The 14,460-nt window shown below is 69.8% G+C and carries 12 protein-coding genes and 1 riboswitch; of the genes, 1 reads left to right on the forward strand and 11 read right to left on the reverse strand.

What is annotated here, in order from left to right; all coding sequences use genetic code 11:
* Window positions 1-153: 153 nt before the first annotated feature.
* From AB5J53_RS20580 to AB5J53_RS20615, 8 genes are all read right to left on the reverse strand, one after another.
* Window positions 154-1,554 (reverse strand): NAD(P)/FAD-dependent oxidoreductase, encoded by a 1,401-nt coding sequence (locus tag AB5J53_RS20580; RefSeq protein WP_369247122.1) that lies wholly within the window; start codon window positions 1,552-1,554, stop codon window positions 154-156.
* A gap of 455 nt (window positions 1,555-2,009) precedes the next feature.
* Window positions 2,010-2,951, reverse strand: a complete 942-nt coding sequence (locus AB5J53_RS20585; RefSeq protein ID WP_369247123.1) for an exopolyphosphatase — start codon at window positions 2,949-2,951, stop codon at window positions 2,010-2,012.
* Window positions 2,952-3,188: 237 nt separating this feature from the next.
* Window positions 3,189-3,713 carry a DUF501 domain-containing protein gene (locus AB5J53_RS20590; RefSeq protein WP_369247124.1) on the reverse strand — a complete coding sequence of 175 codons (525 nt, stop codon included), beginning with the start codon at window positions 3,711-3,713 and terminating at the stop codon, window positions 3,189-3,191.
* A gap of 29 nt (window positions 3,714-3,742) precedes the next feature.
* Entirely contained in the window at window positions 3,743-4,219 is a 477-nt protein-coding gene (locus tag AB5J53_RS20595; protein ID WP_369247125.1) for a septum formation initiator family protein, read from the reverse strand.
* A 201-nt stretch (window positions 4,220-4,420) separates the two neighbouring features.
* Window positions 4,421-5,707 (reverse strand): phosphopyruvate hydratase, encoded by a 1,287-nt coding sequence (gene eno, locus AB5J53_RS20600; protein WP_369247126.1) that lies wholly within the window; start codon window positions 5,705-5,707, stop codon window positions 4,421-4,423.
* Window positions 5,708-6,155: 448 nt separating this feature from the next.
* The gene (locus AB5J53_RS20605; RefSeq protein ID WP_369247127.1) at window positions 6,156-6,830 is read right to left on the reverse strand and encodes a transglycosylase family protein; all 675 of its coding nucleotides are present in this window, start codon (window positions 6,828-6,830) and stop codon (window positions 6,156-6,158) included.
* A gap of 4 nt (window positions 6,831-6,834) precedes the next feature.
* Window positions 6,835-7,043: riboswitch (cyclic di-AMP (ydaO/yuaA leader) on the reverse strand.
* 137 nt (window positions 7,044-7,180) lie between these two features.
* A complete protein-coding gene (locus AB5J53_RS20610) occupies window positions 7,181-8,149 on the reverse strand; it encodes a transglycosylase family protein (protein WP_369247128.1) in 969 nt (322 codons plus the stop codon).
* A gap of 199 nt (window positions 8,150-8,348) precedes the next feature.
* Entirely contained in the window at window positions 8,349-9,635 is a 1,287-nt protein-coding gene (locus AB5J53_RS20615; protein ID WP_369247129.1) for a cytochrome P450, read from the reverse strand.
* A 434-nt stretch (window positions 9,636-10,069) separates the two neighbouring features.
* On the opposite strand from AB5J53_RS20615, the gene AB5J53_RS20620 reads away from it, so the two are divergent.
* Entirely contained in the window at window positions 10,070-11,281 is a 1,212-nt protein-coding gene (locus tag AB5J53_RS20620) for a globin domain-containing protein (protein WP_369247130.1), read from the forward strand.
* Window positions 11,282-11,438: 157 nt separating this feature from the next.
* On the opposite strand, the gene AB5J53_RS20625 is transcribed toward AB5J53_RS20620, so the two are convergent.
* The 3 genes from AB5J53_RS20625 to AB5J53_RS20635 form a co-directional block, all read right to left on the reverse strand.
* On the reverse strand, window positions 11,439-12,473 hold the full coding sequence (locus AB5J53_RS20625) for a nucleoside triphosphate pyrophosphohydrolase (protein ID WP_369247131.1): 1,035 nt from the start codon (window positions 12,471-12,473) through the stop codon (window positions 11,439-11,441).
* 237 nt (window positions 12,474-12,710) lie between these two features.
* The gene (locus AB5J53_RS20630) at window positions 12,711-13,370 is read right to left on the reverse strand and encodes a SurA N-terminal domain-containing protein (protein ID WP_369247132.1); all 660 of its coding nucleotides are present in this window, start codon (window positions 13,368-13,370) and stop codon (window positions 12,711-12,713) included.
* Window positions 13,371-13,528: 158 nt separating this feature from the next.
* On the reverse strand, window positions 13,529-14,356 hold the full coding sequence (locus AB5J53_RS20635; protein WP_369247133.1) for a glycoside hydrolase domain-containing protein: 828 nt from the start codon (window positions 14,354-14,356) through the stop codon (window positions 13,529-13,531).
* Window positions 14,357-14,460 lie beyond the last annotated feature (104 nt).

Raw genomic sequence — 14,460 nt, forward strand, 5'->3', positions numbered from 1 at the left:
GAAGGGGCGCGGGGAACTGCGCGATCAGCCCCACCGGTCCGTACCAAATCAACAACCCAGGGGGGTCTGGGGGCAGAGCCCCCAGGTACGCCGAAGGGGCCGCCCGCACCACGGATGGCGGGCGGGCCCTTCGGGGCGTTCAGTGACCGGAGGTCAGGAGGCCTTGGCCTTCTCCTCGGTCTTGGCGGCGGGCGCAGCCGCGGCGGCAGCAGGCGCCGGCGCCGGCTTGGCGGCCTCGTAGAACTCCTCGCGAGGAGACTCCATGGCCCCGAGCGAGACGACCTCACGCTTGAGGAACATCGCGAGCGTCCAGTCCGCGAAGACGCGGATCTTCCGGTTCCAGGTGGGCATGGCCAGACCGTGGTAGCCACGGTGCATGTACCACGCCAGACGACCCTTGAGCTTGATCTTCATCTTGCCCATGACGATCATCGCGACGCCCTTGTGGAGGCCGAGCCCGGCCACAGCGCCCTTGTTGGCGTGGCTGTACTCCTTCTGCGGGAAGCCCCGCATGCCGGAGACCACGTTGTCGCCGAGGACCTTCGCCTGTCGCAGCGCGTGCTGCGCGTTCGGCGGGCACCAGGCGTTCTCGACACCGGCCTTGCGGGCGGCCACGTCCGGCACCTGGGCGTTGTCGCCGGCCGCCCAGATGTAGTCCGTGCCCTGCACCTGGAGGGTGGTCTGGGTGTCCACGTGACCGCGCGGGCCGAGGGGCAGACCGAAGCGGGAGAGAACGGGGTTCGGCTTGACGCCGGCCGTCCACACGATGGTGTTGGAGTCGACCTCGAGGCCGTTCTTGAGGACCACGTGGCCGTCGACGCAGGAGTCCATGGACGTCGAGAGGTAGATCTCGACCCCGCGGCTCTCCAGGTGCTCCTTGCCGTACTGGCCGAGCTTCGGGCCGACCTCGGGAAGGATCTTGTCCGCGGCGTCGACGAGGATGAAGCGCATGTCCTCGCGGGACACGTTGGTGTAGTACTTCGACGCGTCGCGGGCCATGTCCTCGACCTCGCCGATGGTCTCCGCACCCGCGAAGCCACCGCCGACGAAGACGAAGGTGAGCGCCTTGCGCCGGACGCCCTCGTCGGTCGTGGAGTCGGCCTTGTCGAGCTGCTCAAGTACGTGGTTGCGCAGGCCGATGGACTCCTCGATGCCCTTCATGCCGATGCCCTGCTCGGCGAGGCCGGGGATCGGGAAGGTGCGGGAGACCGCGCCCATCGCGATGACGAGGTAGTCGAAAGGCAGCTCGTACGCCTCACCCACGAGGGGGGCGATCGTGGCGACCTTGCGGTCCTGGTCGATGGTGGTGACCCGGCCGGTGAGGACCTCCGCCTTGGGGAGCACGCGTCGCAACGGGACGACGACATGCCGAGGGGAGATGCTGCCGGCGGCGGCTTCGGGGAGGAAGGGCTGGTAGGTCATGTACGACCGGGGGTCGACGACCGTGACGGTCGCCTCGCCGTAGCGCATCTTCTTGAGAATGCGCCGAGCTGCGTACAGGCCTACGTACCCACCGCCTACTACGAGGATCCTGGGACGCTCCGTGGTGCTCATGCCATCGAGTATCCACCCGCTCATGGGGGGTCGCTCGTGCGCCCCTTCACAAGCTTGGGCAGGGGCTCTGCTACACTGCGCGGCCCACGTGACCCAGGTCATGGCGGTGGCGGGGAACCACCGTGTACCGCGGACCGTTGTCAACACCGCGTGAGCTGCCGCTCCGGCCTTTCGAACCGACCGGACCAGGCCCCCGTTTCACCCGTCGGCAACAGCCTTGAAACGTTCCCGTGAGCGCACCCTCGGACCGCCTGAGCCCTCCTGGATGACCGCGGGGACACATTCCTCGCCCAGCAGGGCCCTTTTCCTTGTGAAGAACTTCACGAAGTTTCCTGGCGACGCGTCACCGAGGGGCTTTTCGGCGCCGCTCAGGTGCGCTCATACGTTATCCGAACTGCTCAGCCGAGGGCTACTGATCGGTAGCAATGGAGACCTATGACACCGCGCGAAGGGGCTTACGCCACCGACCACGCGATGCCGTCGAGGATGTCGTGCTCGCTCACCACGACCTCCCGCGCCCCGATCCGCTCCATGATCGAGAGCAGGACGAGAGCGCCCGCGGCGATCACGTCGACACGACCCGGGTGCATGGAGGGGACGGCCGCGCGCTCGGCGTGGGTGGAGTGCAGCAGCCACTCGGTGATCTCGCGGACGCGGTCGTGCGAGACGCGGGAGTGGTGGATGGCCGTGGAGTCGTACTCGGGCAGGTTCTGCGCGATCGCCGACACGGTGGTGACGGAGCCGGCGAGGCCCACCAGCGTGTGCGCCTCGCGCAGCGGAACCGTCTTCTCGGCCAGGTCGAGGGCCGCCTCGATGTCGGCCCGCATCGCCGCGATCTGCTCCGCGGTGGGCGGGTCGGTCACGACGCCGTCGTGCACGAGGTGCCGCTCGGTCATTCGCACGCAGCCGACGTCCACGGAGCGCGCCGCGCGCACGTGGTCGTCGCCGACGACGAACTCGGTCGACCCGCCGCCGATGTCCACGACCAGGTACGGCTTGGCGAGGTCGTCGCGACCCGTCAATTCCTTGGTCGCGCCGGTGAAGGAGAACTCGGCCTCCTGGTCGCCGGAGATGACCTCCGGTTCGACCCCGAGGATGTCGAGCACCCCGCGTACGAACTCGTCCCGGTTCTCGGCGTCGCGGGATGCCGAGGTGGCCACGAAGCGCAGGCGCTCCGCGCCGTGTTCCTTGATGATCGCCGCGTACTCGTGGCATGCCGCGAACGTCCGCTCCAGCGCCTCCGGCGCGAGCCGCCCCGTGCGGTCGACGCCTTGCCCGAGCCGCACGATCGTCATCCTGCGGTCCAGCTCGACGAGTTCACCCGTCCGCGGGTTCACGTCGGCGACGAGCAGCCTGATGGAGTTGGTGCCGCAGTCGATGGCAGCGACCCTGGTCATGGTGTCCGGTCTCCTGTCGTGATGGTTCTCGCCCCCTCCGCCCCTACCCTCCCCCACTCTCGGCTTCGCTCGAGCGGGGGGACCCCCATCGTCCCTGGGGGCTGCGCCCCCAGACTCCGCTGGGTTGTGTTTTTGCTGCGGGCCGGTGGGGGTTGTTCGCGCAGTTCCCCGCGCCCCTTTCAGGGGTGCGGGGAACTGCGCGATCTTTTGAGCGGAGGCCTCGAGTGAGGCAGGGGGTCAGGCCCCGTCCACGGGGACTACGCACGCGCCCTTGCGCCACCACTCCGGCAGCATCGCGATGGCCTCGTCCCCGAGGGGGTTCACCCCGGGTCCCGCGGCCAGGGAGTGGGCCACCAGGACATGGAGGCACTTCACCCGGTCCGGCATGCCGCCCGCGCTCGGGAAGCCCTCCAGGACCTCGATGGAGTCGCGGCGCGCGATGTAGTCCTCGTGGGCGGCGCGATACGCGGCGGCCAGCTCGGGATCGGTCGCCAGCCGGTCCGTCATCTCCTTCATGACACCGTTGGCCTCGAGCGTGCCGATCGCGGACGCGGCCCGCGGACACGTCAGGTAGTACGTCGTCGGGAACGGCGTCCCGTCGGGAAGACGCGGCGCCGTCTCGACGACGTCCGGCTGCCCGCAGGGGCACCGGTGCGCGATCGCGCGCAACCCGCGCGGCGGCCGGCCCAGCTGCTGCTTGAAGGCCTCGACGTCCGCGTCGGTCGGCTCGGTGCGCGGGGTGGGCGGCGGTGGCGTTTCCATGCCGTGAGTCACTTGTCTTTCTGGTCAGTTCACTGGTCGGCGGCGTCGGACTTGTCCACGCCGTCCCAGACATTGGCGTACCAGGGACGGGCAGCCGCCCCCTTGTCGGCGCGGGCCTGCTTCGACGCGTCCGGGTCGATCACGATGTAGCCGGTCTCGCCCGGCATCACATAGTGCAGCCGCTGCCGGATCTGCTGCTCGGCGTACGCGTCGTCCTTCCAGCGTGCCTTGAGGTCGCGCAGCTGCTCGACCCGCTGGCGGGCCTGCTCCCGCTGCCGCTGCACATCGGCGATCTCGGCGCGCTGGGAGACGTACTGCCTTATCGGGTACGCGAGGGCCACGATCAGGGAGCACAGGACGAGGGCCAGGAGCGCCGCCCGGCCGGTCAGCCGCGAGCGGCGGGCCTGCCGCTTGGTCTGGGAGCGGTAGACACGGGCCGCCGTCTGCTCGCCGAGCAGCCGCAGCCTGGTCGCGGTGGAGAACCGGTCCCGGTCCTTCACGGCCATGAGTCCCGCCTCCCCGGTGCAAGCCCGTCACGTGCGTACGTCCCCGCACACGGTACGGGACCGAGTACGGGGACGTACGTACGACGCTTCCTACGACGCTACGGCTCAGGCCTTGCTGTGCCCGTGGTCCGCGGAGCGGACGTGCGGGAAGACTCAGCCCTTGCCGTGCCCACGGTCCGCGGAGCGGACGAGCGGGAAGGCTCAGCCCTTGAAGCGCGGGAAGGCGCTGCGGCCGGCGTACACCGCGGCGTCGTCGAGGATCTCCTCGATGCGCAGCAGCTGGTTGTACTTGGCGACGCGGTCCGAGCGGGCCGGGGCACCGGTCTTGATCTGACCGCAGTTCACCGCGACGGCGAGGTCGGCGATGGTGACGTCCTCGGTCTCGCCGGAGCGGTGCGACATCATGCACTTGAAGCCGTTGCGCTGGGCCATCTCGACGGCGTCCAGGGTCTCGGTCAGCGAACCGATCTGGTTGACCTTGACGAGCAGGGCGTTGGCGGAGCCCTCCTCGATGCCGCGGGCCAGGCGCTCCGGGTTGGTGACGAAGAGGTCGTCGCCGACGATCTGGACCTTGTCGCCCAGCTTGTCGGTGATGACCTTCCAGCCGGCCCAGTCGTCCTCGTACAGCGGGTCCTCGATGGAGACCAGCGGGTACGCGGAGACGAGCTCCTCGTAGTACTCCGTCATCTCGGCGGCCGAGCGGGACTTGCCCTCGAACTCGTACTTGCCGTCCTTGTAGAACTCGGACGCGGCGACGTCGAGCGCGAGCGCGATCTGCTCGCCGGGGACGTAACCGGCCTGCTTGATGGCCTCGACGATGAGGTCGAGCGCGGCGCGGTTGGACTCCAGGTTCGGGGCGAAGCCGCCCTCGTCGCCGAGGCCGGTGGACAGGCCCTTGGTCTTCAGCACCTTCTTGAGGGTGTGGTAGACCTCGGCGCCCCAGCGCAGGGCCTCGGAGAAGGACTCCGCGCCGATCGGCGCGATCATGAACTCCTGGATGTCCACGTTCGAGTCGGCGTGCGAGCCGCCGTTCAGGATGTTCATCATCGGAACGGGCAGCAGGTGCGCGTTCGGGCCGCCCAGGTAGCGGAAGAGCGGGAGGTCGCTGGCCTCGGAGGCGGCGTGCGCGACGGCGAGCGAGACGCCGAGAATGGCGTTGGCGCCGAGGGAGCCCTTGTTGTCGGTGGCGTCCAGGTCGAACATCGCCTGGTCGATCAGGCGCTGCTCGGTGGCGTCGTAACCGACGAGCTCCGGGCCGATCTGCTCGATGACGGCGAGGACGGCCTTCTCGACACCCTTGCCCTGGTAGCGGTTGGGGTCACCGTCGCGGAGCTCGATGGCCTCGAAGGCGCCGGTGGAGGCGCCGGACGGGACGGCGGCACGACCCGTGCTGCCGTCGTCGAGGCCGACCTCGACCTCGACCGTGGGGTTGCCTCGGGAGTCCAGGATTTCCCGGGCTACGACGACGTCGATGGACGGCACGAGCATCTCCTTCTGGGATGTGACGCGGGTACGCGGGGCCGTGGGGCCCGTAGTGCACGGAGCCGCGGTCGGCTCCGCGAGATGAGCCTAACCGCCTCCGGGGGATCGGCCAGCCGGTCGACCACCCCTTGGGCAGAACCGAGAGTAAATTGTTTCCGAACGGAACAAAAACCTGCCCCGTACACGAAACTCGCCGCGCACGAGAGCCGCGCACAAAAAGCCCCGCCCCGGTGCGTACGGGGGAACACGCACCGGAGCGGGGAGCCCGTGGGGACGGGGGACCCTCACGAGGCCTTCACTATGGAGACCACGTATAGGAGAGGGCTGTGGTTCAGCTGCGAGCCCGTTGTGGACTTCAGCTGCGAGCCTGTTGTGGACTTCAACTCCGAGCTCGTTGTCGACTTCGGCCGCGAGCTCGTTGTCGGCTTCACCCGCGAGCCCGCCGCCGACTCGGTCAGCTCAGGTGCAGCTGCTGACCCGGGTAGATGAAGTCCGCGTCGTCGACGATGTCCTTGTTCAGCTTGAACAGCTGCTGCCAGCCACCCTTGACGTGCTTCTTCTCGGCGATCGAGCTGAGGCTGTCACCCTTGACGACCTTGTACTCGCCGTCACCCTTCTTGACCTTCTTGCCGGTCGGGGTGGTGACGGTCTTCGTGGCGGCCGGGCGCTCGGCCGAACGCGAGGCGGGCTGCTCCGTCGTCCGGGTGGTGGTGCTCGGGGTCGTGCTCTGCGAGCTGCTCGTACCGCCGGTGTACGCGGCGCCGGACAGGCCCGTGCCGCAGGTCGGCCAGGCACCCTTGCCCTGCGCGGCGAGGACCTTCTCGCCGATGGTGATCTGCTCGGACTTGGAGGCCTGGTCGGCGGTGGCGGCGTAGGCGGTACCGCCGTACGCGGCCCAGGTGGAGGGCGAGAACTGCAGGCCGCCGTAGTAGCCGTTGCCGGTATTGATGGACCAGTTACCGCCGGACTCGCACTGGGCGACCGCGTCCCACTCGGAGGCGGTGGCGGCGGAGGCGTTACCGGCCGCCATCAGCGGGGCGGCGATGGCGACACCGGTGACACCGGCGAGCGCGGCTGCACGGGTGGCCTTGGACGGGCGGCGGTGCTTGCCCTTGCTGGAAAACAGCATGGAGAGATCCCCTCACCGACGCCTGCGAGGTGAGCTGTCGGGTTCGGGCGGGTGAGTGCCCGGTCGTACGCCACTGGCGCACGGCTTCACCCCAAGCCACTCCCGGTCAACTACCGGGCGCGGCGCTTACCTTGGGTCCCCCGCTCCTGCCTACGGCGCTGACGCGTCGACTGTTCCCGTACGGCCGTTGGCAGGATTCGGCGTTGCGACCGTCGGGGCCCGCTGTGGCGAGCGGTGATGACCGTAGACATGCGATCGGCGGAATTTCAAAGACGATCAGGGCTTCTGAGACTCATATCTCACTTGCGCCAAACCGGACATTCCACGGCGAACCATGACGCGAACTCCCGCTACTTTTCGCCCGATTCAGCACCAACTGCAAGGCTCTGACCGGGGAGGATGAGGTCGGGATCGGTGCCGACCGCATCCTTGTTCTCGGCATACAGCTCGGTCCATCCGCCCTTGAGGTCAAGGGAGTCGGCGATGGTCCAGAGACTGTCTCCGGCACGCACGACGTAGGAGCCGTCGGCGGCGTCACGGGAGGCGTCGGAGCCGCGCGAGGCGTGCCGCCCGGAGGCGCTGTCCGTACGACCGTCGGTCGCGCCCTCCGTCACGCCCTCGTCGGCGCTGTCGCCGCGGTGGCGCCCGGCGCCGGACGTCGCACTGCCGGACTCGGCCGAAGAGTCGTCGTTCTGGCCGGACTTGTCCGACTCGTCAGCCTTGGGCGTTTCTGTATCCGAGCTGTCGGAACCCTGTGAGGCGTCGGACTTCGTCGAGTTCTCGGTCGCGTCCGAGGGGGCGTCGGACGAGGAGTCGGAGCCCAAGCCGGATGAGTCGGATGAACCGGACTCGGCAGACGAACTGGACGAGCCGGACGAATCAGTGGAACTCGACGAGCTCGATGAGTCGTCCGCCACACCCGTGTCGACCTCGACCGAGCCGGAGTCCTTGCTGAGCCCGGAGAGCGGTCCACAGGTCGGCCAGGCGGCGAAGCCCTGGCCGTCGAGGACCTTCTCGGCGACGGCTATCTGCTGCGAGCGGCTGGCCTGGTCGGCGCTCGGGGCGTATTCGAGGCCGCCGTACGACTCCCAGTTCTCCTGGGTCAACTGCAGCCCGCCGTAGTACCCGTTGCCGTCGTTCGCGCTCCAGGCGCCGCCGCTCTCGCACTCCGCGACCCGGTCCCAAGTGGTGCCGTCGGCCGCGCTCGCGCTGGTGGCGCCGAGCAACGGGATCGCGATGGCCGATCCGGTCACTCCTGCGGCGACGATGAGGGCCGGGGCCTGACGGGGGCGACGATGACGGCCGTTCCCGGAGAGCATGCGGAAGCCTTTCGCGTGACAGCAGGTGACGACAGCCGCTACAGCGACTGCAGCGACGGATGGGCCGCGTTGATGGGTGAACGTATCCGCACTCGAACGCTTGTCACAAGTCGATGCAGCGTAGATCACGTGAAGATCACAGAGCTGAGGGAGCGTCACTTTTTCGCTGCCGAGCGGCCGCTCCCTGCACGCCCGCCGACTACGGACGGGACAAGTCAAGCGGAGGCGTGAACTCCACGGGAAGTGTGCGCAATCCACGCATAATGAGCCCACCACGCCAGCGCAAATCGGCCGAATCTCCCGCGAGTTGGAGATCGGGGAGGCGGGTGAGCAGGGTGGCGAGCGCGGTCTGGCCCTCCAGGCGGGCGAGCGGCGCGCCGAGGCAGTAATGGATGCCGTGGCCGTACCCGAGGTGTTGGTTGTCACGTCGCGAGAGGTCGAGCGTGTCCGGCTGCTGGAACCGCTCGGGGTCACGGTCCGCTGCCGCCAGTACGACGAGGACGGGGTCGCCGGACGCGATGTCCTGCCCGCCGATCCGGACGGGCTCGGTCGCGAACCGCCACGTGGCGAGTTCGACGGGGCCGTCGTAGCGCAGGAGTTCCTCGACGCCGGTTTCGAGGAGTCCCGTCTCCTTGGCGGCGAGGGAGGCCTGCAGTCGCTGTCGCTGCTCGGGGTGGGTGAGGAGGGCGTAGGTGCCGTTACCGATGAGATTGACGGTGGTCTCAAACCCTGCGAACAGCAGGATGAACGCCATCGCGGCGGCCTCGTTCTCGGTGAGGTGCTCGCCGTGGTCGGAGGCGCGGATGAGCCCGGAGATGAGGTCCTCGCCCGGGGCGGGCTCGTCCGGGAGCAGTTCGCGCTTGCGATGGATGAGTTCGGCCAAATAGCCGCGCATCTTTTTCACGGACCGCGCGACCCCGCCCCGCGGCCCTCCCCCGTGCCGGATCATCATCCCCGCCCAGTCCCGGAAGTCGTCCTGGTCCTCACGGGGGACGCCGAGCAGGTCGCAGATGGCGTAGATGGGGAGCGGGAAGGCGAACTCGTGGATGAGATCGGCGGAGCCCTTGTCGGCGAACTGGTCGATCAGGTGGTCCGTGAGCTCCTGCACACGCGGCGCGAACTCGGCCACCCGGCGCGGCGTGAACGCCTTGCTGACCAGCCGCCGCAGCCGGGTGTGGTCCGGCGGGTCGATGTTCAGCAGATGCGTCATCAACTCGGCCTTGCGCTCACCGGGGATACCGGTCTTCCCCTTGGCATGCGCGGGCTCGTCGTGATGGGCGGGATTCTTGGACAGCCGCGCGTCGGCGAGCGCCTGCTTGGCGTCGACGTACCGGGTGACCAGCCAGGCCTCCACCCCACTGGGCAGCCGGGTCCTGTGCACGGGGGCGTGCTCCCTGAGCCAGGCGTACGCCGGGTAGGGGTTGGTGGCGAACTCCCACGTGAAGAGTTCGGGGGCGGCGCTGGAGGGCTGGGGCTGGTCGGTCACTCCTTGACGGTATCGGGAGGGGGCCGGGGTGCCTGGGCCGACCAGCGGTCGGCCCAGAACTGGAAGAGATCCGCGAGGGCGCGTGCTGCGCCTCGGTCACCTCGCGCGCGAGTGGTTCCAGGCAGGGCACTGCGGCGAGCCTTCCGTTCTCCGCGAGACGAAACCCACGGTCCGCATCGCCCTGCGGTGCCCGAGGCCCGCTGCGAGGCGAAACCGGTCGAACGACTCCGCTGCCACCCCTCCGGCTTCCGCCGGACGATGACCTGTGCCGGCTCCGCCGCCAACTCCGGTGCCACCACGTCCCCTTGCGCCCGAACGCCCTGGACCAACGGTTCTCAGCCACGTCCTCGCCGGCCCCGTCTGCTTCACCCCGGACTGTCCGTAAATCACCTGCTGTTTGACTTCGCGGCTCGAGAACTCCCTACATTCGCGCCGTGGACCCCGAAATACTCAGATCCAGCTTCGCGGTCGTCGAGAGACGGGCCGAGTTCGCGGTCAAGTACTTCTACTCGCACCTGTTCCGGCACCACCCGGAGATCCGCGGACTGTTTCCGGTGGACTTCCCGGAGGACATGGAGCGGCAGCGGGACAGACTGTTCGCGGCGCTCACGTATGTGATGGAGCGGCTGGAGGATCCGGAGCTGCCGAGGTACTTACGGGAGCTCGGGAGGGACCACCGGAAGTATCTGGCGGAGCCGGAGCACTACGCCGCCGTCGGGGCGAGTCTGATCGCCGCTTTCGCCGTCGTCGCGGGGTCGGCGTGGAACGCGGAGGTCGAGAAGGCCTGGGGCGAGGCGTACGGGGCGATCACGAATGTGATGCTGCAGGGCGCGTGGGAGGCGCAGCAGCACGGCGAACCGCCTTGGTGGGACGCCGAGGTGATCGCCCGGACGCGGCACGGCGACGACCTCGTCGTACTGACCCTGCGACCGCGCCGCCGGCTGCGCTACTCCCCCGGCCAGTACGTCAGCGTCAACGTCGCCCATCTTCCGGGCATTTGGCGGCCGTACTCGCTGGCCAACGCGCCCCGCGCCGACCACACCGTCGACCTGCACATCAGCCGGGTCGAGGACGGCGTCCTCTCCACCGCGCTCGTCCGGCAGACCCGGGAGGGCGACGTCCTGCGGCTGGGCGCGCCCGGCGGCGGGCTGACCCTGCGCACGCCCGTGGAACGGCCCCTCACCCTCATCGCGGCCGGCACCGGATGGGCACCCGTGAAGGCGCTGCTGCAACAGCTCGACGACACGCACGAGGCCCGGCTGTTCCTCGTCGCCCGCGACACCTCGTACCTGTACGACCGGGACGCCGTCGAGCGGTTGCAGGCCCGGCTTCGGCGGCTCGCCGTCACCTTCATCACCCCCGCGCCCGGCCGGCCCAAGGCCCAGGCGACCGAACGGCTGCTGACCGCGCTGGGCAACCGCGCCGGCTGGACCCGGCACGACGTCTATCTCGCCGGTCCGCCCCAGCTCGTCGAGGAGATCGGCGAGACGCTGCCCGCTTTCGGCACGCCGACAGAGCGGATCTTCCACGATGTCCTGGCACCGACCGGCCGCGGGAACCCCCGGCCGGTGGGCGCGGCGGAGTGGCTCCTCGATCGTCCACAGCCGAGCTGGCACAACCCGTCGAGCCGCGCCCCGCAGGCGTAACTCCGGCCCGGCCGCCCCGGCTCCCCCGATCGTCAGGCATCCGACCCTCACCCCCGGGGCTTCAGGTACCCGGCCCTCAGCCGTCCCCCTCCGCCCCCGGCCTCAGGCACCCGGCCCTCAGCCGTCCCCCTCCGCCCGGCCCCTCAGGCACCGGCGCTCAGTCCCCCGCGTCTGCCCCCGAAGACCCCTCCGCCGCCCGGATCGCGTCCCGGTACGCCCGTGCCGCCGCCCGGAGCGCCGCCTCCGGGTCCACGCCCTCGGCCTCGGCGCGCGCGGCTGTCGCCAGCAGCTCGTACCCGACGCCCTCGCCCCGCGGCAGCTCGACGTCAAGTCCCGCCGTGCGCACCCTGGATGCCAGCTTCGCCGCCAGCGCCAGGCCCGGCTGGCCCAGCGGGACCCCCTCCGTCACGGATGTCCGCTGCTTCTCCACGGCCTTCGTGCGCAGCCAGTGCTCCTTGACCTCCTCAGGGGTGGTGGCCGTCTCGTCCCCGAAGACGTGCGGGTGGCGGTGGATGAGCTTGGCCACGATGCCGCCCGCGACGTCGTCGATGGAGAAGGGCGCGTCCTCGTCCTCCTCGGCGATGCGGGCGTGGAAGACGACCTGGAGCAGGACGTCGCCGAGCTCTTCGCGCAGCTCGTCGCGGTCGCCCTCCTCGATCGCCTCGACCAGTTCGTACGCCTCCTCGATGCCGTACTTCGCCAGGCCCTTGTGGGTCTGCTGGGACGACCAGGGGCACTCGGCGCGGATGCGGTCCATGACCTGGACGAGGTCGAGGAGGCGGGCGCCCGGCAGGTCGTACGAGGCGGGGAGCAGCTCCAGGTCAGGCATCTGTATGCGGCCGGAGCCGGCCAGGCGGGCCAGGCCGTCGGTGAGCCGTGGCTCGCCCTCGCCGGTGGCGACGACGACCAGGGTGCGGCCGCCCGCGCACGCGTCGACCAGCTCCTGGGCGGTCGGGGACGCCTCGTCGACGGCGATGCCCGCCTCACGCAGATAGGGCAACTGCGGGTGCGCGCCGTCCGCGCACAGCACCTGGTCGGCCCCACGGAGCGCCTGCCAGGCGGGCCAGGACAGCAGCCCGGGCGCCACCCGGTGGCTGGTGGTGAGCAGGACGATACGACCGGGGTCGGTGGAGGGGGCGGGGGCACCGGGGCCGGTCGCGTCCGGGGCGCCGTCGAAGCTGGTTGCGTTCACCCCTCGAACGTAACCCACACCACCGACAGCCCCAGGAGTTGTCCACAGGCCCGGCGGCCGACCGTCGGTCCACGAGCCGGCTGGACGCGGACGCCGTACGACTGCCGGACGGAAACGCCCTCACGACTGCCGAAAGAGGACGGCCCTTCGACTGCCGAACGGGGATCGCCGTACGACTCTATCCGCGAGCCGCCCGGCCGAACCGTTTATCCACAGCCCCGCCCGCCCCGCAGGCCGTTACGTCGTCTGCTGGGTCCCCGCCGCGGTGACCTCCCGCAGCCACGGCGTCTTCGCGTCGACGCGGCTGCTCTTCTGGACGTCCCAGGCGCCGTAACGCGGGTTCAGGTCGACGTGGAGTTCCTTGGAGGCGACGGACATCGCCTTCCAGAAGGTGGCCTTGCCGTCGGTGGTGTTCATGTCGACGCCCAGCGTGGCGGCGAGCTTCTGCGCCTCGACCTCGGTGCGCAGGCTGTCGCCGAGGCGCGCCGGCGCCACCCCGTAGTTCTGCAGCCAGGCGGCCTCCAGTGCCTGCGCGCCGCCCGCCTGCTGCTCGAGGGAGGCCCGCAGCTGCTGAGTGTCCTTGCGGGTCACAGTGACGCCCGCGTTCTTCGCGGCGCGGTCCAGGACCCGGTCGAGGACCATGCCGTGCAGGGTGTCGCGGGCGAGTGTGCCGGTCCTGGCGATGGTCTGCTCGTACTGGGCCTCGTCCTTGGTGGCGGCCTTCTGCGCCGCGCGCACCTCTTTCACCCGGCTCTCCAGCTGCGCGACCGTGATCCGCTGACCGCCGACGACGGCCGCGGCGCCCGGATGCGCGTCGCTGCCGCACGCGGACAGGAGAGGGGCCGCGGCGACGAGCGCGGCGGAGAGGACGAGCGCGGTGCGACGGCGGCGGTGCAAGGAAGCCTCCTGAGGAGATTGTGCGACGGTGCACAAAGTCTTGCGGTGATCGATGGTAGGCAGTGGCCCAGCTCTCGGCCACCCTTTCGACCAACGATTCGCCCAGCCTTCGGGCACCGTCGCACCTTCACCTCGGCGTCATTCGCCGCACACGGGCATCAGCCCGTGATCGCCACCGGCGCGTCCCACGCGTCCCGGTCCACGGTGATCGTGTAACCGCCGCGCGACTCCTTGCTGTTCACCATGTACTGGTGGGCGCGGCTGTGGTTCGTGAACTGGGTGGCGCCGAACGGCCAGTCCGCGGTCGTGGTGTTCTGCTTGTCCCACAGCGCGTACCAGAGGTTGCCCGGCAGGTCGGTCTTGTCGGTCGCGTTCGCGATGGCCTTGGCGCTGGAGCTGGTGAAGCCGTAGTAGCCGGTGCGGTACGTCTTGGCGTGCAGCGCTTGGTCGAAGGCGCGGACATATGTCAACACGGCGTTGTTGCAGGCCGTGTTCGTCGTGTCGTACGCCTCCATGTCAAGGTAGATCGGGCTGCCGGCCTTCATGCCGAGCGCCGATGCCTTGGCCACGGCGTCCGCGGCGTCGGTCGCACCGAGCGAGGCCGCAGTGGACGCGGTGAGCTTCTCGGGGCTGGACCCGGTCTGGCAGGGCGGCTGGGCGCCGACGTACAGGGGGATGAGTTTCCAGCCGACCGTGCTGACCGACTTCACCCAGGAGGCGGTGAGGTTGGGCTGGCTGCAGCCGCGGTTCTTGCCGCCTACGTAGACGGCGGCTGCGCCGTAGAAGCCGGTGTGCCAGGCCTTCATCGCGGACAGCGAGGGCGCGGCGCAGGTGTCGAAGGCGCGCCCGGTGAAGGTCCGCTGCGCGGGCCACGTGGTGGCGGCCATCGAGGTCTGCGCGGCGATCCCGGCTCCGGCGACCACGGCGGCACCGGCCGCGGCCCATGCCACGTACCTGCGCTTCTTGGAATGCCGATGGCTGGACATGAAATCCCCACCCCATGGTTCAAGTGACGGGTGCGCGGGGCACGCGCGCGTGCGGCACGAAATGGGATGGCCTGCTACGGCCTTCGGGGGCCCTCGACGGACAT

The sequence above is a fragment of the Streptomyces sp. R41 genome, assembly GCF_041053055.1.
Lineage (GTDB): Bacteria > Actinomycetota > Actinomycetes > Streptomycetales > Streptomycetaceae > Streptomyces.